We start from the raw sequence: 18,220 nt of genomic DNA, 5'->3' as shown, positions 1-18,220 counted from the left end.
AGCTGTCTGCATGGCTTCGCAGCGACGTCACCGCGGTGACGGGCGTCAGCGTGGGCGCGATCGTCGGGTAGACGCGCGCTCACGCGAACGCGCCCGTCGCACGCGGCGGCACGCTCGCCCGACCCAGCCCGTGTGGTCCGACGACACGGTCGAGGCCGCCGAGCAGGAGGTCCACGCCGACCCTGCCCCGCCGGCCGCCGACGACGCCTTGGATGCCGACACCTCGGACGCCGGCACCCCTCGTGTCGCGTGGGAGCGTTCGCCGCGGAACCGGCGCCGCCCCGCCCGCAACGGACTCGGTGCTCGCCTGCGGGGAATCGCGATGACCCCCGCGAGCCTCGCGACACTCGTGATCACCGTCGTCGTGGTGTGCGTCGTGGCGTTGACCCTGGCGATGCCGCTGCGGACGTACTTCAGCCAGCGGTCGGAGTTCCGTCAGCTGACCGCGTCGAACGAACAGTTGCGACGCGAGGTCGCGGACTACCAGCAGAAGGTCAACGAGCAGAACGATCCCGCCTACATCGAGGCCCAGGCGCGGACACGTCTGCAGTTCGTCAAACCAGGAGAGATCCCGCTCGTGATGTTGTTCCCCGCCGACGAGGCGCGGCGCGAGGCCGCCGAACGTGCCGAGGAGCGTGCTCGCGCACCGTGGTACGGAAATCTCTGGGACACCTTGTCGACCCCACCCGGCGTGCAGTGAGCATCTCCGCGTGACCAATCCTCACCCCGACGTCTCCGCGGAGGACCTCGCGACGGTGGCCGCCCAGCTCGGGCGCGAGCCGCGGGGGGTCCTCGAGATCAGCTATCGCACACCCGACGGCAGGCCCGCCGTGGTGAAGACCGCGCCCCGGCTGCCCGACGGCACGCCGTTCCCGACCCTGTACTACCTGACCGATCCGCGTCTGACCGCCGAGGCCAGCCGCCAGGAGTCGGCCGGTGTGATGAAGGAGATGACCGCGCGCCTGCACGACGACGCGGAGCTCGCCGCCGCATACCGGAGTGCGCACGAGGACTACCTCGCCGAACGCGACGCGATCGAGCCGCTCGGGACCGACTTCACCGGCGGGGGCATGCCGGATCGGGTGAAGTGCCTCCACGTCCTGATCGCGCACTCACTGGCCAAGGGCCCGGGGCTGAACCCGTTCGGCGACGAGGCGGTGGCGCTCGCAGCCGCGAACGGGTTGCGCGGCACCGCGATCCCGGCAGACTGGCCCGAGCCGGCCGACCCCGCAGGGGACGGCGGGTGAGCGTCGTCGGCGCCGTGGACTGCGGCACCAACTCGATCCGATTGCTGGTGGCGAAGCCGGGACCGGACGGGACTCTGATCGATCTCCATCGTGAGATGCGGGTCGTCCGACTGGGTTACGGCGTGGACGCGACCGGGATGTTCGCCGCCGAGTCGATCGAACGGACGCGGGTCGCACTGAGTGACTACGTCGACACGATGGAATCGCTCGGCGTCGAGCGGGTACGGATGGTCGCGACGTCGGCGACCCGCGATGCGTCGAACCGCGACGAGTTCTTCGCGATGACCGCCGATCTGCTCGGCTGCGTGTCCACGGGCGCCATCGCCGAGGTCATCACCGGTGACGAGGAAGCGCGGCTGTCGTTCCGCGGCGCCGTCGGCGAATTGGATTCGGCAGCTGGGCCTTTCGTGGTCACCGATCTCGGTGGCGGCTCGACGGAGGTGGTGCTCGGCGATGCCGACGGAGTGACCGCGGCGCACTCGGCCGACATCGGATGTGTCCGTCTGACCGAGCGGGCGCTGCCCTCGGATCCGCCGACTCCCGAGGAGTTGGCGGAGGCGACCGAATTCGCGCGCACACGTCTGGCCGAGGCCTTTGCCGCGGTACCGGTGGAGTCGGCGCGCACGTGGGTCGGCGTCGCCGGAACGATGACGACGCTGGCCGCGCTCGGCGCCGGCCTCCCCGAATACGACTCCGACAAGATCCATCTGTCGAGGATCTCGCTGCCCGAACTCGATCGGGTCTGCCGGAACCTGATCGGGATGACACGCGCCGACCGCGCAGCGTTGGGGCCCATGCACCCCGGCCGCGTCGACGTGATCGGCGGGGGTGCACTGGTGACCCTCGAGCTCGCGAGAGTGCTGTCCGCGCGGGCCGGCATCACCGAACTGGTCGTGAGCGAGCACGACATCCTCGACGGGATCGCGATGGGAATCCTCGACTGAGTACCCGGCAACCCGGTTACCATGCGACACATGGCATATAACCTGCGTTGCCCCTGTGGCGAGTCCATCACGGCTCTCGAGACCGACTTCGTGCCGGCTGTCCAGGCCCACCTCGCGGCCGAACACCCCGGTCGCGACTACAGCGAGACCGAGATCATGATGATGGCCATGACGGTTCCGGACCGCTCGGTGCAGTCGGACGGCTGAACCGGCCACCTGAAACGACGAACGGCCGTGCCCACCACCTCGCGGGTGGTGGGCACGGCCGTTGGTGATGAATGGGCGCTAGACGGCGGCCGGATTGCGGAGCGAGATGTTGTTGCACGCCTCGCAGACGGACTCGGGGATGACGCCGCGGCGCTGCAGGAATCCGAAGATGGTGCATCCCAGGCAGAAGCCGAAGACGGCCTCGAGGGTCGCGGCTGCGATCAGGACGCCCGTGGTGATCTGAGCGGCCAACCCGTAGCCGAGCAGGCTCAGCACGAATGCGGTGGCGCTGACGACGAGTCCGATGGTCTGTGCGAACCGTTTGGGCGGCCCCGGTACCAGTTTCTCCTTACGGATGACCTTGGGCACGAGCACGCGCACCGAGAGCTGTCCGAATGGCGAGAGGGTGGGCCCCGACGCCACGCGCAGGACGAATCCGAGGGCCAGGATTCCGTACAGCACGGGGGTGTCAACCGCGACCGCGACGATGGCGAGGACGACGACGAGACCCGCGGTGGACCGCGCGGCATAGTCGTTGACCGGGTTCGGGAACGTGAGTACAGAGCGCACCGACATCGGGCGACAACCTCCGGAAGAGCAGGGACAACCGCCGACCAAGGTACGTGCGGTCGTCGCTGCGGGCAACGATTGTGCCCAGGGTGATCCGATCAGCCGGGGTCAGGACCCCGCGGTCGGATCCATTCGCGGCTCCGAGGCCGCGACATCGCGCGGATCGTCGACGTCCGGTTCGTCCTTGTCGGTCTCACCGCCGTCGGAGGCGAGTTCGGCCTCCCGTGAGATTTCACCCTCCTGATCGATCCCGGCCTGCTCGCCGACGTCGATGCGGTCGGGGAGTTCGTCCATGTCCACTCCGGTCACCTCTCTCGCCTGTTCGGATTCGGCATACGGATCCGTCGGGTCGACCTCGGTCGATGCGTCCGCGAACTCGGCATCGATGATGCCGAAGGTCTCGTCCGACCGCTCGTCGGCCTTGGCCTTGCGGGCGGCCTCGCGCATCTCGAAGCCGTCGGTCACGATCTCACCGATCTCGCGGGTCACGCCTGCTACGGCGCCGGTGATGATCGTTGCGATCCGGCCGACGTGCGTGGCCGTGGACTCGATCAATTCCTGGAACAGATCCTTGTTGCGTTCGATGCTGTCGACCATCGCTGTGGGAATCCCCCTGGAGGAGTTGGTTGCGGCACAAAGCCTTGATCGGTGTGTCCCGAGGCTACCCCCGGGACACACCGATCAAACAGCCTCAGGCGACCGACGCGGGCTTCTCGCGCTCGACGATCACCGTCAGATCATCGTCGTCGCGGGTCATCCAGTTGGGCAGCGACAGCTTGGCGATCTTCTTCCAGGTCGACGCGAGCTGGTGGCTCAGGGACCCGGTGTTGTAGGGCAGCCCGTAGCGCTCGCAGATCTCCTGGACCTCTGCGGACATCTCGGGGTAGCGGCTGGCCGGGATGTCGGGGAACAGGTGGTGCTCGATCTGGTGGGACAGGTTGCCGCTCATGATGTGGAACAGCGGACTCCCGGTGATGTTCGCCGAACCGAGCATCTGCCGCAGGTACCACTGGCCGCGCGTCTCGTTCTGGCATTCCTCGGACGTGAATGTCTGGGCGCCGGTCGGGAAGTGGCCGCAGAAGATGATCGAGTAGGTCCAGACGTTGCGCACGAGGTTCGCGGTCGCGTTACCGATGAGGGTCGGGACGAACAACGGGCCGGTGAGCGCCGGGAACACCACGTAGTCCTTCAGGACCTGGCGACCGGCCTTGCGCCACATGCCTTTCACGAGGCCCTTGATGTCGCTCCACTTGCGCTTGCCGGTAATGACGTTCTCGGCTTCGAGGTCGTGCAGCATGACGCCCCACTCGAACAGCAGCATCAGTGCGGTCGCGTACCCGAGGTTCCCCAGGTAGTAGGGGTTCCACTTCTGATCGCGGGCCATGCGCAGGATGCCGTAGCCGATGTCGCGGTCCTCACCGAGGATGTTGGTGAAGGTGTGGTGCAGGTAGTTGTGACTGTGCTTCCACTGGTCGGCCGGACAGACGGTGTCCCACTCGAATTCGCGGGAGTTGTAGGTGTCCTCGCGCATCCAGTCGTACTGGCCGTGCATGACGTTGTGGCCGATCTCCATGTTGTCGAGGATCTTCGACACGGAGAGCGCGCCGACCGCGGCGATCCAGGCCGGCGGGAAGAACCCGAGATACATGAGTGCGCGCCCGCCGATCTCGAAGCCGCGCTGGGCGCGGATCACCGAGTACAGGTAGTCGCGGTCTTTCTGGCCGAGGTCGGCGACGATGCGGGCACGTAGGGCGTCGAGGTCCTTCCCGAGCGCTTCGACCTGCTCGTAGGACAGCACGACGGTGTTCGGGTCGTTCGCGACGGTGTCGTCGGCGCCGACTCGGTGCAGCGCGGGCAGGTTGTCGCCGATGGTGGTCTCGAGGTCACGGCTGATGTCGATGGTCATGGCAATGCCTCCTTCTGGGAGAGGAGATGTGGCTGGGGAGGGTGGATCTGTGGGGGTGTCAGCTCGCGGACATCAGATCTCGATGTCGACGGAGCCGACCGGGGCGCTGATGCACAGCTGGATCTGGGTGTCGGATTCGTCGTCGACCTCGCCGGTCAGGACGTTGCGGGTGCATCCGGACTTCTTCGTCGCGACACAGGAGAAGCAGATGCCCATCCGGCACCCGGACTCGGGCGTGAGTCCGGCGGACTCGGCCTGGTCGAGGATCGGACGGCCGTCGTTGGCCGCCGATGTCCCCGATGTGGAGAACGTGACCTCGCCCTCGACGGAGTCCGGGTCGACGGCCGGGACGACCGGAGCGAAGGCCTCGCTGTGCAGCGGCTGCGAGATCTCGAGTTCCGCGTGTGCCCGGGCGACCTCGTCCATCAGCGTGGCCGGGCCGCAGACGAAGACGTCGGCGTCGGACAGTCCGGGGATTCCGTCGAGGTGCGCGGCGGTGAAGTGTCCGTCGGCCTCGTCGCGCGTGTGGTGCAGGCGCAGATCGAACCGGGGATGCGCGGCGGCGAGCTCACGGAGTTCCGTGCGGTAGGCGACGTCGGACGGGGTGCGCGCGTAGTGCACGAACGTGATCGGTCCGGCGTACTGTCGGGCGACGAGTGTTCTCGCCATTGAGAGTACAGGTGTAATCCCACTGCCGCCGCTGACGAAGACCGCCGAGGTCGGATCGGTCTCCGGCAACACGAAGTCACCGCTCGCGGCGGACAGGCCGACGACTTCGCCGGCGCGGGCGTGCTCGCGCAGGTGAGTGGACACGAAGCCGTCGTCGTGGGCGGTGATCGTCAGTTCGATGTCGCCGTCCGGGCCCGCGGCGGCATTGGCCGGCGAGAAACAGCGCGTGTGGCGGACGCCGTCGATGACGACCTTGAGCTGCACGAACTGGCCCGCTTCATGACCTTGCCACTGCCGGGTGGGACGAATGGTGAGTCGGACGGTGCGCGACGTGGGCCGCTCGACGCGGGTGATCTCGCCGCGCAGGTCGCGCCAGGTGATCATCGGGTCGAGAAGTTCGAGATAGCGGTCGACCGGATGCGGCGAGAGTGCGGCTTCGACGATCGAACCGACCAGGCGGCTCCACCGGCCGGGCGTGGTGTCGGCGTCGGCGCGGGTCTGGTCCTGGGGTGTGCGGATGCTCATGGGCTGGGCTCCGTTCGGTTCATTTCGGTGTACATGTGTACACCGGCAAGTGTGACATGCGGTGGTCGGTGATCGTCAAGGGTTCACCGTTGTGACTGCCGTCACCCCGGCTCTCGGCCGGTTCGCGGCGGGCCTCGGCGTGACGCATAGACTCGGGTGCGTGACACGCACGCGAGAGCCGGGCCGACGCGATGCTCAGACGCGTGCGGACCGCAAGAACCAGACGCGCCAGGCGCTGCTGGACACCACGCGGTCACTGGTCGGTGAGCGCAGCTTCGGCAGCATCAGCCTCCGCGAGGTCGCCCGCGGCGCCGGGATCGTGCCGACTGCCTTCTATCGCCACTTCGCGTCGATGGAAGATCTCGGGGTCACCGTCGTCGAGGACTCGATGCGCGTCCTACGCCGGGCGCTGCGTGACGGTCGACGCGACCTGGCGGCGCGCGAGGCCCTGCCGACCGCGCAGAACTCGCTCGCGATCCTGCTGCGACATGTGCGCGAGAACGAATCGCAGTTCCGGTTCCTGGTGCGGGAACAGCACGGCGGCATCGCCGAGATCCGGCGCGCGATCGACACCGAACTCCGGCTGTTCTCCAAAGAGCTCGCGATCGATCTCGCGCGTATCCCCGACCTGTCGCGCTGGCAGCCCGACGACCTCGAACTCGCGGCGGAACTGATCGTCGTCATCATGCTCACCGCCGTGGCCGATCTGCTCGACGGGGAGTACCGCGGCCGTGGCGCGGAGCAGGAGATCGTCGAACGCACCGAGCGGCAGCTCGTGATGGTCTTTCTCGGCATGGGCCAGTGGCGCCCGTCGACCGACTGACCTGCGAGAACACATCGTCTAGCTGGCCGGACCCGCGGTTGTCGATTTGCCCTCAGGGCGATTTCAACTGTGGTCCGTCGTCGTGATGGTGCCCGACACTGGGCCGAGACACCGTGGCGGCCCTCTCTGAGAACGAGACTCGTGGCGGTGTCGTGCTCGCTCTCTGCCGTCTCGACCGAAAGGTGCCCTCGCGGTGTCTCTGCATTTTCACTGGTTTCTGCCCACCTACGGCGACTCGCGCAACCTGATCGCCGGCGGACACGGCAGCCAGATGACGGGGGACCGCCCGGCCGATCTGCGATACCTCAAGCAACTCGCCGGTGCCGCCGAGGCCAACGGCTTCGAGGCGGTCCTGACCCCGGCCGGGCTGTGGTGTGAGGACGCCTGGCTGACCACGGCCGCACTGATCGACGCCACCGAGAGCCTCAAGTTCCTGGTGGCGTTCCGGCCCGGACTCATCTCGCCGACACTGGCAGCGCAGATGGCCGCCACGTTCCAATGGCATTCGCAGGGCCGTCTGCTGGTCAACGTCGTGACCGGCGGCGAGTCGAGTGAGCAGCGCGCCTTCGGTGACTTCCTGGCGAAGAACGCGCGGTACGAGCGCTGCGACGAGTACCTGGAGATCATCCGGCGGCTCTGGACCGAGGACGCGCCCGTCGACGTGGTGGGGAAGTACCTCCGCGTCGAAGGTGCGCAGCTCGGCCGCCGCCCCGATCCGACGCCGGAGATCTTCTTCGGCGGGTCCTCGCCGGCCGCCGGCGACGTCGCGGCCAAACACGCCGACACCTACCTCACCTGGGGTGAGCGTCCGGACGCGGTCGCCGAGAAGATCGCCTGGGTCAACGGCCTCGCCGCCGCGCAGGGCCGCGAGCTCTCCCACGGCATCCGGTTCCACGTGATCGCCCGCGAGACGTCCGAGCAGGCCTGGGCCGAGGCGGCTCGTCTGCTCGGTGCGCTCGACCCCGCGCAGGTCGCCACCGCTCAGCAGAATCTGGCGCGCTCGGAGTCCGAGGGGCAGCGCCGTATGTCCGAACTCCACGGTCGTGGAACCGGTTTCGCCGACCACAACGATCCGCACTCGCTGGAGATCCACCCCGGCGTGTGGGCCGGGGTCGGACTGGTCCGTGGTGGTGCCGGTACCGCTCTGGTCGGTTCGTACGACGAGGTGGCCGCACTCATCGCCGAGTACGCCGCGCTCGGACTCGACCATTTCATCCTGTCCGGCTATCCGCACCTCGAAGAGGCGTACCACTTCGGCGACGGGGTCCGGCCCGCTCTCGCCCGGCTGGGCCTGCTCGACCCGGCGTCGGCAGGCCCGTCCGAGGCCGTGCGGACCGCATTCCTGCCGCGCTTGCAGGCTGCATCATCCTGATCGACAACTCTTTTCACTCTCACCACGTCCCTTCTCGCCATTCCACCGACACCTCGCGGAGGTAGCCATGTCCACCGAGTCCATCGCGGATCAGATCAAATTCGCCTACTGGGTGCCCAATGTCAGCGGCGGGCTGGTCACCAGCACCATCGAGCAGCGCACCGGCTGGGACTACGACTACAACGTCAAACTCGCCCAGACCGCCGAGAACAACGGGTTCGAATACGCGCTGTCACAGGTGCGGTACGAGGCGAGCTACGGAGCCGAATACCAGCACGAGAGCACCAGTTTCAGCCTCGCCCTGCTACTCGCCACCCAGCGACTGAAGGTCATCGCGGCGGTGCACCCGGGACTCTGGCATCCGGCCGTGCTGGCCAAGCTCGGCGCGACCGCCGACCATCTCTCCAAGGGCCGCTTCGCGATCAACGTCGTCAGCGGCTGGTTCAAGGACGAGTTCACCCATCTCGGCGAGCCGTGGCTCGAGCACGACGAGCGGTATCGGCGCAGCGGCGAGTTCCTCGAGGTGATCCGCAAGATCTGGACCGAGGACGAGGTCGACTACCGCGGTGACTTCTACCGGATCCACGACTTCACGCTGAAGCCCAAGCCGCTCAACACCCCTGAGCGTCCGAACCCGGAGTTGTTCCAAGGTGGGAACTCGTCGGCCGCCCGCAACAACGGCGGGCGCTATGCGGACTGGTACTTCTCCAACGGCAAGGACTTCGACGGCGTCACCGAACAACTCGACGACCTCCGCGCCGTCGCACGCGCTCACGAGCGCGAGGTGAAGTTCGGGCTCAACGGCTTCATCATCGCGCGCGACACCGAGAAGGAGGCCCGCGACACCCTGCGCGAGATCGTCGAGAAGGCGAATCGTCCGGCGGTGGAGGGCTTCCGGGACGCCGTGCAGCAGGCCGGCAACTCCACCGGCGACAAGAAGGGCATGTGGGCCGACTCCTCGTTCGAGGACCTCGTCCAGTACAACGACGGCTTCCGCACGCAGTTGATCGGTACCCCGGAGCAGGTGGCCGAGCGCATCGTCGCCTACAAGCGTCTGGGCGTCGACCTCATCCTCGGCGGCTTCCTGCACTTCCAAGAGGAGATCGAGTACTTCGGGGAAAAGGTCCTTCCCCTGGTCCGTGAGATCGAGGGCGCCCAGAGCGAGTCATCTCGGACTGCTGCGGGAGTGGCGTGACCGCAGTGAGCCAGGGCCGACGGTCCGCGACGCGAATCGGGACCGACGCCGAGGCGTTGTCCGTGGCCCGCGAACTGGCCGCAGAGTTCGCGGTCGGGGCGGCCGAACGGGACCGCGAGCGGCGGTTGCCCCATGCCGAGATCGATCGGCTCTCGGAGTCCGGTCTGCTGGCGCTCACCGTCCCCGCCCGTTTCGGGGGTCTCGACGTGCGGCCCAGCGTGCTGGCGGAGGTGGTGTCGATCCTGGCCGCGGCGGACGCGAGCATCGCGCAGATCCCGCACAGTCACTTCGTCTACCTCAACCTCGTCCGGCTGTCGGCAGGACCGGCGTTGCAGGAGCGGATCTTCACCGACGTGCTCGGCGGCGGGCGGGTGGCCAATGCCCAGTCCGAGCGGGGCGGCAAGACCATCGCCGACATCTCGACGCGGTTGAGCCCGGTGGGGGCGGGCTCCCCGGCGCGATTCGTCCTCGACGGTGAGAAGTTCTATTGCACCGGATCACTTTTCGCAGACACCCTGGCCGTCCTCGCGAAATCGGACGTCGCCGTCGGCGACCTCGTGCCCGGGGAGTACGTCGCCTTCATCCCGGCCGACGCCGCCGGCGTGGAGATCGTCGATGACTGGGATGCGGTGGGGCAGCGCACGACCGGATCGGGGACCGTCCGCTTCACCGGGGTGACAGTGGGGGTCGAAGATCTGGTGGCGCGCGCACCGGCCACGTCCACACCCACCGGGTACGGCGCGTTCGCCCAGTTGCTGCATGTGGCGATCGACGTCGGGATCGCCCGGGGTGCGCTGCGGGAGGCGGCCGAGTTCGTGCGCACCAAGTCACGGCCGTGGTTCGAGGCCGAGGTCGATCGCGCCGTCGACGATCCGCTCGTGGTCCAGCGATTCGGCGAGCTGGAGGTCGACGTGGCGACCGCCGAGGCGACTCTTGCGGCCGCCGGCCGTCGGGTCGACACGGCCGTGGGGGCGGCGTCGGGGGAGTCGGGTCGCGCCGGCGTCGTCGTCGACGCGTCGCTCGCCGTCGCCGAGGCGTCGATCGCCGTCGCCACGGCCAAGGCGGTCGCCGATCGGGTTGCCACGCCGGTGGCCTCGGCGCTGTTCGAGGTGAGCGGAACCCGCAGTGCCGCAGCCGGGAGCGGTCTCGACCGCTACTGGCGTGACGCCCGCACTCACACGCTCCACGATCCGGTCCGCTGGAAGTACCAGCACATCGGCCGTTGGGTGCTGCGCGGCGAGGAGCCGCCCCTGCACGGCGTGATCTGATCGATCGGTCTCAGAGGTATGTGCCGACGTGCGATATGGCCTTCTTCGGTGTCTTCGCGTTGAAACCGTCGCCGATCGCCCGGAGCTTCCATTCGCCGCCGTCGCGGGAGATGACAGCCATCGCGACGGCGGTGAACGGCATACCGCCCTTGAGGGTGTAGCGGGCCAGCTCGGCCGAGGTCGTCTCGTCGACGAGACGGCAGTAGGCGTTCTCGATCTTCTCGAATGTGTGGCCCCGGTAGGACGTGACGATGAACATCAACGCGTCGATCTGGGGTGGGACCGATTGCAGCGCAACGCGGATGACCTCGTCGTCGCCCTCGCCCTCGCCGGTGAGGTTGTCCCCGGAGTGCAGGATCGAACGGTTCTTGCTGTTGAGATGGCCGTAGTAGACGGTCTCCACGCACTTCCCACCCGAGAACATGAGCACCGAGGCGTCGAGATCGATCGAGCCGCCCCGGCCGAATCCGCCACGTACCGGGTCCCATCCCAACCCCATCTGGATGTCGGTGAGCGCCACGCCGCCTTCTTTGCGGAGGGTCACCCGCTGCCCTTTGGTCAGGCTGACGGGCGCGCCCTTGCGGAGACTGATCTCCGGGGACGACGGCGGGGCCGGGGGTTGCGGCACCGCGGCGGGCTGCGGCGGGGTGGCCGGGGGTGCCGGGGGCGGCGTGGGCGCAGCCGGACGTGAGTAGCTGACCGGCGCCGGCGGGGCGGGTGCAGCGTGCGGTTCGTCGTCGACGCTCACGCCGTGGTCACGGACGAGGTCGGCGAAACCACCGGCGTATCCCTGCCCGACCGCACGAACCTTCCAGTCGTCGTGTCGGCGGTACACCTCGAGCGCGACGACAACGGACTCACTGGTGAGACCGGTGATGGTGAAGTCATACAGAGGGCGGCCGGCGGCGTCGGTGACCCGCGCAACCGGCGGTGCGAACCGGCCGAAGGTCGACGACGCGTCGTCGAGGGTGATCACCGCGCGCACCGCATCGATGTCCGCTGGAATCCCGGTCGTCGAGACGTGCAGTTGCGCACCACCTCCCGGAGCCTGCTGCAACCGGACGCCCGGTCCCGAGGGCTGGTTGTAGAAGACGAAGTCGTCGTCGGTGCGTACGACGCCACGGTCGGTCACCAGCAGCGCCGACAGGTCGGCGGCGGTCGCGAGATCCACGGAGACGATGACATCGGGGGTCGGCAACGGGCCGTTCTGGCCTTTGGTCAGAGCAGACATGTCCGGGCGGTTCCTCACATGAGTCGGGGCGCACTGGCGCCGGGAGCGGAGCGAGCGGGCCGGTTCCGCCTCGCGCCGGGAGCGGAGCGAGCGGGCCGGTTCCGCCTCGCGCCGGGAGCGGAGCGAGCGGGCCGGTTCCGCCTCGCGCCGGGAGTAGAGCGGGCGGGCCGAATACGGACAGCGTAGTCATGTGAGGCGGCCATGCGAGGCCACGCCTTCGGGCGCCCGACGCGATGTCCCGGCGGGGAAGTTGCAATCGAGCGGCCGACAGACGGTGTCCGATTGGGGGCATATGCTCCTGCGTATGGCTGGGAGTCGGGTCAACACACAGTTCGGGCCGTACCGCCTCGACGAGTTGCTGGGCCGCGGTGGGATGGGCGAGGTCTACCGCGCATACGACACGACCAAGGATCGGGTCGTCGCGCTCAAGCTGCTCAATCCCGGACTGGCCCACGATCCGATGTACCAGGAGCGGTTTCGCCGCGAATCGCATGCCGCGGCACGGCTCGGGGAGCCCCACGTCATCCCGATTCACGACTGGGGTGAGATCGACGGGGTGCTGTTCATCGACATGCGCCTGGTCGCGGGCGAGGATCTACGCGCGCTTCTGACGCAGAACACCCGGCTCGCTCCTGAACGCGCGGTGTCGATCGTCGAGCAGGTGGCCGCAGCGCTCGACGCCGCGCATTCCGAGGGGCTCGTGCACCGCGACATCAAGCCGGAGAACATCCTGGTCGGCGCCAACGACTTCGCCTACCTCGTCGATTTCGGTATCGCGCACGCTGCCGAGGACACCCACCTCACCCAGACCGGTACGGCGGTCGGGTCGATCGCCTACATGGCGCCGGAGCTCTTCGACGCCGCGCAGGTCAGCGCTGCCAGCGACATCTACGCCCTGGCATGTGTCCTCTTCGAGTGTCTGACCGGCCGCGTGCCGCACCCGGCGAAGACGGTGAGCGCGGCCATCAAGGCGGCGGTGCTGTCACCGCCGCCATCACCCAGTGCGGTCAACGCCGACGTACCGCCCGCGATGGACGAGGTGATCCGCACGGCCCTGGCCGCCGACCCCGCGGTGCGCCACGGCTCCGCGCTCGCGCTCGCCCGGGCGGCCCGCGCCGCTCTCGCCGGGGGCGTGGACGATGTCCGGTCGGGGCCGATCCTCGTCAAGCCGGCGCCCGCAGCGCCGGAGGCGCCGACCGGTGTCGTGCGTGCGCCGGACACGGTCATCGCGCCCACCGACCCGGTGTACGAACCGACCCTCGTACGGCACACGACGGGTCCTGAGGCGGGAGCCGGGACCACGCAGCTCTCCGGCCCGCAGCAGCTTTCCGGCCCGCAGCAGTTCTCGGGCCCGCACGGTTACGCGCCGCCGCAGCACTATTCGGGTGCCCAGTACCTCGGGGGTCGGGATCAGGGGTATCCGCCAGGCTTCTCGGGTCCGCACGAGGGGGCCTCGGCGTACGGACCACCCGGGTATCCGCCCGCATACCCGCCGGCCCAGCGCCGCTCGGTCGCGATTCCGGTGCTGATCGCCTTGATCGCGGTGGCGCTCGTCGGGCTCGCCGTCCTCGGCGGCGTCCTGATCGCGGGCTCGGGCGACGACACCACCACGCGGGCCGACGACGAACCGACCACGCCGACGGTGACCGAGACGGTCGCACCTCCGCCGACCGTCCAGAACGCCCCGCCGGCACCCCCGGCCCCGGCAGCGCCGCCTCCTGGCTCGAGCCCGTGCGATGCGACGGTCGGGATCGGTACCTCGGTGACCAGTTGCCCGTTCGCGTTCGCAGTCCGCGACGCCTACGCGGTGTCGGGGGCTGCGCGGTCCCCGCGCGTCGTGGTTGCGATCAGCCCGGTCACCGGCCAGGCCTATGCGATGAACTGCGTGCCCGAGGGCGCGATCGTCGCCTGCCGCGGAGGCAACGACGCCGTGGTGCACATCTACTAATGGGGATCACCGAACACCAGTCCCGGCGTACGTCGAGTCCGAAGCCCCGGATGACAGGTGCGATCGCACTGGGCATGGCCGCGCTTCTCGCGGGATGCGCGGGCGGACCCGAGCCGGAGCCCGTCGAACCGGTCACGGTCACGGTGACCGCGGACCCCTCCGCATCGACACCCGCGCCCGGTCCGAACGCGCCGACCGCGTCGTCGACCGTTCCTCCTGCCGCGTTCGGGGGCCTGGCAGCCAGTTTCCGCAAGGTCGCGGCGTCGACCGGCCTGACGGTCGGCATGGCGATCGCGCCCGTCGGGGGGTCGGCCGTCCCGGCACTGACCCTCGGTGACGACGCGCCGAGGGTGGCGTGGTCGACGATCAAGGTGCCGCTGGCGGTCGCCGCGGAACGCGCCAACGGCCCGAGTCCTTCGGCGCGCGCCGCGATCGTCGATTCCGACAACGCCGCCGCGGAGAGTCTCTGGTCCTCGCTCGGCGGTGGACAATCGGCGGCCGGTGCGGTGACCGCGGTGCTGCGCGACGGTGGCGACACCACGACGGTCGTCCCGGCGACACAGCGTCGCGCCGGCTTCACGGTCTTCGGACAGACGGTGTGGTCGTTGCCCGACGCGGCGACGTTCACTGCCGGTTTGCCCTGCCTGGAAGGTGCGCGCAATGTGGTCGCGCTCATGGGGCAGGTGGCCGGCAACCAACAGTGGGGCATCGAGATCATGCCGGCACCGCGTGCCACCGCCGTCAAGGGCGGCTGGGGCCCGGGTGTCACGGACGGATACCTGGTCCGGCAGATCGGAATCCTCACCTTCCGCGACGGTCAACGGGCTGCGGTGGCGATGAGCGCGGTCGGGGGCTCGATGTCGGGTGGTGTCGCGGCATTGAACTCGGTGGCGAACTGGCTCAACAGCAACCTGGCCCGTCTACCGCGTGGTCGCTGTTCCGCCTGATCACTTCTCGGGCAGGTGTGACACCGGTCCCAGCTAGGTCCCGATTGGGTATACAGCCTGGTTCGAGAACTCGAACCGCCATAGTCTCATGTGTCTGGAGTGACTCAGGAGACAATTGTGAAAGTTGTGACAAGGATCGGCGTGGTGTTCTGCGCGGTCGTGATGTCGGTGGTGATCGGCGCGGGCTCGGCGACGGCGATACCGCTCCCCGTGCTGCCGCCGCTGCCGGAGCCCTTCGCGACGTGGTTCAAACCACCCGAGCAGCTCGACAAGAAACTGGCGAAAAGCTATGCCGCACTGACGAAGTCGATGCGGAAGTCGTTGCCCGGCCAGCTCGGGATCGCGATCGTGCCGGTCGGCGGAGACGAGGTCATCTCACTCGGATCGCTCAAGTCCGGGCGTGCGTGGTCGACGATGAAGGTCCCGGTGTCACTTGCCGCGCAACGCGAGCGTGGGCCGGCGGTCGCCGCGATGGAGGACAAGGCGATCACGTTCTCCGACAACGACGCGGCCGGTGAACTGTGGGGAGTCCTCGGCGGTGGGCACGCCTCCGTCGATGCCGTCAGCGCGGTCTTGCGTGAGGGGCACGATGTCCGGACGCACGTGTCCTCCGAGGTCGACAACCCGCCGTCGTACCCCGGGTACACCGCGTGGGCGTTGCGCGATCAGGCGATCTTCGGCGCCCATCTGCCGTGTCTCCCCGACAGCGAGCACATCGTCCGGCTGATGAGTGCCGTTGCCCCGAACCAGCAGTGGGGAATCGCGAAGGTGGGGCGCAGTCAGGGTGCGGTGACCGCGGTCAAGGGCGGTTGGGGGCCGGCGACGTCGAAATCCTCGGCGCATCTCGTCCGGCAACTGGGCATCATCAGCACCACCGGTGGTCAGGTCGCGGTGTCGATGGCCGCCATACCGCGTAGCGGATCGTTCACCGACGGCACCAAGATGTTGACGCGACTGGGCAACTGGCTCGGCAAGAACCTGGCCGACCTGCCGAAGGGACGGTGCTGAGCGCCGTCAGGCCGCGGCGTGCGCGGCGACCGTCTTTCCGGCGCCGGCCGGGGTGGTGAGCGCGGCGGCTATCGCTGTCGTGAGCGGAACCGACAGCGCGATCGCGATACCGCCGACGAACGAGCGGGCCAGCTCAACCGCCACGACATCGGTCGTGAGCAGTCCGCCCAGCGGTTGCTGGGCCACCGAGAAAAGCAGCATCAGCGGCAGAGCGCTGCCCGCGTAGGCGAAGACGAGTGTGTAGACGGTGCTCGCGATGTGGTCGCGGCCGACACGCATCGCGGCGCGGAACGTGGCCAGCCGTGAGGGTTCGCCGGCCGCGGCCAGTTCGAAGGCCGCCGAGGCCTGGGTGATCGTGACGTCGTTGAGAACGCCGAGGGTGCCGATGATGAAGCCGGCGAGCAGAAGTCCGCTGACCGAGATGTTGCCTTGATACACCTGCAGATTGGTGGTCTGATCACCCGACAACCCGGTGAGGTTCATGGTTCGGATGGCCAGCCAACTCAGGAAACCCGCCATGAGTAGCGAGGTCAGCGTACCGAGCAGAGCCGAACTGGTCCGCAGACTGACCCCGTGCGCGAGGTAGAGGACGACGAACAGGATCGCCGCCGACGAGACCACCGCCACCGCGACCGGGGACGCGCCGTCGAGGATGGCGGGCAGGGTGAACACGGTGAGAATCCCGAAGGCGATCGCCAGCCCGATGATCGAGCGGAAGCCGCGCCAGGCGGCGACCAGCACGATCGCGGCGATGAACAGCACCGCCCAGAAGATGATCGCCGGCCCACGCTGGAAGTCGAAGAAGGTGTAGCGGTTGCCGTCGGGGCCGGGCACGGTCGAGAGGCGGATGCCGTCCCCGACGTTCAACGTCGGCTGGCCTGCCTGCGGGTCGTCGAGGGTGCCGGCCGCCGGCGCCACGGTGTCGGGCCCCGACCCGGCCTGCGCCCGGTTGGTGGGGATCTCCAGAACGGTGTACTGGCCGGCCACGTCGCCGGAGGAGAACCGGACCGCGTTGAGGATGCACGGTCCGCCGGGGATCGGGTTCACCGGGATGTCCGCGGTCTCGAGCACCGATCCCGCCACCGAGTTGAGGCAGTTCGCATGGAACTGGTCCACGATCTCGCCGTCGACCGTGGTGATCGGCCCGCCGTCGGCGGAACGGAACTGGGTGGGGATCGGGTGCTCGGAATCCGACGGCCACAGGACGACCATCCCGACGGCGACCGCGACCGCGGTGACGGCGAGCGTGCCGATGACGAACCACCGGGCGAACGGCGAGAGCGTGTGGCTGATGTCGGACAGCGAGTGCGCGTGACCGTGCCCGTGATGTGTGCGGCTCACGCGGTGAGCCTATGCGCACCGCACCCGGGACGCGATGGGCGACCCGGGTGCGTTGACGAGGCGTGCGCCGGCGCTCCCGCTGCTCACAGCGGCAGCAGGATGCCCTTCACCCGCGGATCGGTACGCAGGAACTCCTGCACCGCGGGGTCCTTGAACGCGGCAACCAGGTTCGTGATGTTCTCGGTGTCCTTCCACTGCGTCCCGATGGTCAGCTGCCCGGCGAATTCGTCGGGAGCGGGCGGGGCGTAGATCTGCTTGGCGATGTCGATGTTCGCGGCGAGGTAGTACTCGGTGTAGCCGACGGTCGCGTCCAGGTCGGCGAGCGAGCGCGACTGGGCGGCGAAATCGAGCAGCACGAACTGCAGATTGCGCGGGTTGGTGGCGATGTCCTTCTGCGTCGCCTTCCACTTGTCCACGCCCGGCTTGAGCGTGATGAGTCCGGCGCGTTCGAGCAGCCAAAGTCCCTGCGCCTCGTTCGCGGGATCGGAATACAGGGAGACGCGCGCGTTCTGCGGCAGGTCGGCGACGTCGCGATACTTGTCCGACCAGATGCCGAAGCCCCAGCGGAAGACCGGGGTCGCGGCTTCCTCCTGGAAGTCCGGGTTCGCCTCGAGGACCTGCGACAACCACAGCTTGTGCTGATAGACGGTGCCGGCGACCTCACCGTCGCTGACCGCGCGGTTGAGCGTCGTGGAGTCGGACAGGCCCTTGAACGCGACCTTGATGTCGTACCGGGGTGCGACCTCGTCGGCGATGAACTCGACGAGTGCCTGCTCGGAGGCATTGCCCTCGGCGGTCACGACGGTCAACGTCGCACCGGCGGTCTCGTTGGGTGACGTCGAGTCGGAGCCGAGGAATCGCCAGCCGATCACCGCGGCGATGACGGCGACCACGACCAGCGCACCGACGATCAGCGGCCAGCGTCGCCGGTCCGAGATCTCGATGCCGGAATCTCCCGGTGGCGAGGGGGAATCGGGTGAGGTCTCGGTGGTCGAACCGGTGTCCTGTGTCATGAGTGG

Annotated in this window: 18 protein-coding genes; 11 read left to right on the top strand and 7 right to left on the bottom strand. The window is 68.5% G+C overall.

The window, feature by feature from the left end; all coding sequences use genetic code 11:
* Nucleotides 1–10: 10 nt before the first annotated feature.
* Genes MHN80_RS07730 through MHN80_RS07715 form a run of 4 tightly spaced genes read left to right on the top strand, consistent with a single transcriptional unit; the run spans nt 11 to nt 2,398 of the window.
* Entirely contained in the window at nt 11–700 is a 690-nt protein-coding gene (locus MHN80_RS07730) for a septum formation initiator family protein (protein WP_239400679.1), read from the top strand.
* A 10-nt stretch (nt 701–710) separates the two neighbouring features.
* The gene (locus MHN80_RS07725; protein WP_004022678.1) at nt 711–1,247 is read left to right on the top strand and encodes a DUF501 domain-containing protein; all 537 of its coding nucleotides are present in this window, start codon (nt 711–713) and stop codon (nt 1,245–1,247) included.
* Nucleotides 1,244–2,191, top strand: a complete 948-nt coding sequence (locus MHN80_RS07720) for a Ppx/GppA phosphatase family protein (RefSeq protein ID WP_004022679.1) — start codon at nt 1,244–1,246, stop codon at nt 2,189–2,191. Before MHN80_RS07725 ends, MHN80_RS07720 begins: the two co-directional genes overlap by 4 nt.
* 30 nt (nt 2,192–2,221) lie before the next feature.
* Entirely contained in the window at nt 2,222–2,398 is a 177-nt protein-coding gene (locus tag MHN80_RS07715; protein WP_239400677.1) for a hypothetical protein, read from the top strand.
* A 78-nt stretch (nt 2,399–2,476) separates the two neighbouring features.
* Here the strand turns inward: MHN80_RS07715 and MHN80_RS07710 are convergent, their stop codons facing one another.
* The 4 genes from MHN80_RS07710 to MHN80_RS07695 form a co-directional block, all read right to left on the bottom strand.
* Nucleotides 2,477–2,974, bottom strand: a complete 498-nt coding sequence (locus MHN80_RS07710; RefSeq protein WP_004022681.1) for a DUF4395 domain-containing protein — start codon at nt 2,972–2,974, stop codon at nt 2,477–2,479.
* A 102-nt stretch (nt 2,975–3,076) separates the two neighbouring features.
* Nucleotides 3,077–3,565 (bottom strand): hypothetical protein, encoded by a 489-nt coding sequence (locus MHN80_RS07705; RefSeq protein ID WP_004022682.1) that lies wholly within the window; start codon nt 3,563–3,565, stop codon nt 3,077–3,079.
* Between the two features lie 94 nt (nt 3,566–3,659).
* Complete coding sequence (locus MHN80_RS07700) at nt 3,660–4,874, bottom strand: acyl-CoA desaturase (RefSeq protein WP_004022683.1); 1,215 nt, start codon at nt 4,872–4,874, stop codon at nt 3,660–3,662.
* 72 nt (nt 4,875–4,946) lie between these two features.
* Nucleotides 4,947–6,068: a ferredoxin reductase gene (locus MHN80_RS07695; RefSeq protein ID WP_239400675.1), complete on the bottom strand. Its 1,122-nt coding sequence runs from the start codon at nt 6,066–6,068 to the stop codon at nt 4,947–4,949.
* A gap of 160 nt (nt 6,069–6,228) precedes the next feature.
* On the opposite strand from MHN80_RS07695, the gene MHN80_RS07690 reads away from it, so the two are divergent.
* The 4 genes from MHN80_RS07690 to MHN80_RS07675 all read left to right on the top strand — a co-directional run bounded on the left by MHN80_RS07690 (nt 6,229) and on the right by MHN80_RS07675 (nt 10,726).
* The gene (locus MHN80_RS07690) at nt 6,229–6,891 is read left to right on the top strand and encodes a TetR family transcriptional regulator (protein WP_004022685.1); all 663 of its coding nucleotides are present in this window, start codon (nt 6,229–6,231) and stop codon (nt 6,889–6,891) included.
* 193 nt (nt 6,892–7,084) lie between these two features.
* On the top strand, nt 7,085–8,263 hold the full coding sequence (locus MHN80_RS07685; protein WP_064569254.1) for an LLM class flavin-dependent oxidoreductase: 1,179 nt from the start codon (nt 7,085–7,087) through the stop codon (nt 8,261–8,263).
* A 67-nt stretch (nt 8,264–8,330) separates the two neighbouring features.
* Nucleotides 8,331–9,458, top strand: coding sequence for a dimethylsulfone monooxygenase SfnG (gene sfnG / locus MHN80_RS07680; RefSeq protein WP_064569255.1), 1,128 nt, complete (start codon nt 8,331–8,333; stop codon nt 9,456–9,458).
* Nucleotides 9,455–10,726, top strand: coding sequence for an SfnB family sulfur acquisition oxidoreductase (locus tag MHN80_RS07675; protein ID WP_239400673.1), 1,272 nt, complete (start codon nt 9,455–9,457; stop codon nt 10,724–10,726). Before sfnG ends, MHN80_RS07675 begins: the two co-directional genes overlap by 4 nt.
* Nucleotides 10,727–10,736: 10 nt before the next feature.
* Here MHN80_RS07675 and MHN80_RS07670 read toward each other — a convergent pair whose 3' ends face one another.
* Nucleotides 10,737–11,957, bottom strand: coding sequence for a TerD family protein (locus MHN80_RS07670; RefSeq protein ID WP_101819188.1), 1,221 nt, complete (start codon nt 11,955–11,957; stop codon nt 10,737–10,739).
* 304 nt (nt 11,958–12,261) lie between these two features.
* On the opposite strand from MHN80_RS07670, the gene MHN80_RS07665 reads away from it, so the two are divergent.
* From MHN80_RS07665 to MHN80_RS07655, 3 genes are all read left to right on the top strand, one after another.
* Nucleotides 12,262–13,905, top strand: coding sequence for a serine/threonine-protein kinase (locus MHN80_RS07665; protein WP_239400671.1), 1,644 nt, complete (start codon nt 12,262–12,264; stop codon nt 13,903–13,905).
* Between the two features lie 50 nt (nt 13,906–13,955).
* A complete protein-coding gene (locus MHN80_RS07660) occupies nt 13,956–14,852 on the top strand; it encodes a hypothetical protein (RefSeq protein ID WP_239400669.1) in 897 nt (298 codons plus the stop codon).
* A 162-nt stretch (nt 14,853–15,014) separates the two neighbouring features.
* Nucleotides 15,015–15,860 (top strand): hypothetical protein, encoded by an 846-nt coding sequence (locus MHN80_RS07655; RefSeq protein WP_239400807.1) that lies wholly within the window; start codon nt 15,015–15,017, stop codon nt 15,858–15,860.
* A 6-nt stretch (nt 15,861–15,866) separates the two neighbouring features.
* On the opposite strand, the gene MHN80_RS07650 is transcribed toward MHN80_RS07655, so the two are convergent.
* Both MHN80_RS07650 and MHN80_RS07645 read right to left on the bottom strand, forming a co-directional pair.
* Nucleotides 15,867–17,201, bottom strand: a complete 1,335-nt coding sequence (locus tag MHN80_RS07650; protein WP_239400667.1) for a YibE/F family protein — start codon at nt 17,199–17,201, stop codon at nt 15,867–15,869.
* 83 nt (nt 17,202–17,284) lie between these two features.
* Nucleotides 17,285–18,214 carry a MetQ/NlpA family ABC transporter substrate-binding protein gene (locus MHN80_RS07645; RefSeq protein WP_239400665.1) on the bottom strand — a complete coding sequence of 310 codons (930 nt, stop codon included), beginning with the start codon at nt 18,212–18,214 and terminating at the stop codon, nt 17,285–17,287.
* Nucleotides 18,215–18,220 lie beyond the last annotated feature (6 nt).

This window comes from Gordonia sp. McavH-238-E (assembly GCF_022348225.1).
Classification (GTDB): Bacteria; Actinomycetota; Actinomycetes; order Mycobacteriales; family Mycobacteriaceae; genus Gordonia; species Gordonia terrae.
The sequence above is the reverse complement of the archived record's forward strand: the minus strand, read 5'-3'. Positions and strand labels throughout refer to the sequence as shown.

Bases quoted from the DNA above. Each gene is read 5' to 3' on its own strand.
- MHN80_RS07730 (WP_239400679.1), top strand. From the start codon at position 11: ATGGCTTCGCAGCGACGTCACCGCGGTGACGGGCGTCAGCGTGGGCGC.
- MHN80_RS07645 (WP_239400665.1), bottom strand. From the start codon at position 18,214: ATGACACAGGACACCGGTTCGACCACCGAGACCTCACCCGATTCCCCC.
- sfnG (WP_064569255.1), top strand. From the start codon at position 8,331: ATGTCCACCGAGTCCATCGCGGATCAGATCAAATTCGCCTACTGGGTG.
- MHN80_RS07655 (WP_239400807.1), top strand. From the start codon at position 15,015: ATGTCGGTGGTGATCGGCGCGGGCTCGGCGACGGCGATACCGCTCCCC.
- MHN80_RS07660 (WP_239400669.1), top strand. From the start codon at position 13,956: ATGACAGGTGCGATCGCACTGGGCATGGCCGCGCTTCTCGCGGGATGC.
- MHN80_RS07705 (WP_004022682.1), bottom strand. From the start codon at position 3,565: ATGGTCGACAGCATCGAACGCAACAAGGATCTGTTCCAGGAATTGATC.
- MHN80_RS07710 (WP_004022681.1), bottom strand. From the start codon at position 2,974: ATGTCGGTGCGCTCTGTACTCACGTTCCCGAACCCGGTCAACGACTAT.
- MHN80_RS07665 (WP_239400671.1), top strand. From the start codon at position 12,262: ATGGCTGGGAGTCGGGTCAACACACAGTTCGGGCCGTACCGCCTCGAC.
- MHN80_RS07695 (WP_239400675.1), bottom strand. From the start codon at position 6,068: ATGAGCATCCGCACACCCCAGGACCAGACCCGCGCCGACGCCGACACC.
- MHN80_RS07715 (WP_239400677.1), top strand. From the start codon at position 2,222: ATGGCATATAACCTGCGTTGCCCCTGTGGCGAGTCCATCACGGCTCTC.
- MHN80_RS07670 (WP_101819188.1), bottom strand. From the start codon at position 11,957: ATGTCTGCTCTGACCAAAGGCCAGAACGGCCCGTTGCCGACCCCCGAT.
- MHN80_RS07700 (WP_004022683.1), bottom strand. From the start codon at position 4,874: ATGACCATCGACATCAGCCGTGACCTCGAGACCACCATCGGCGACAAC.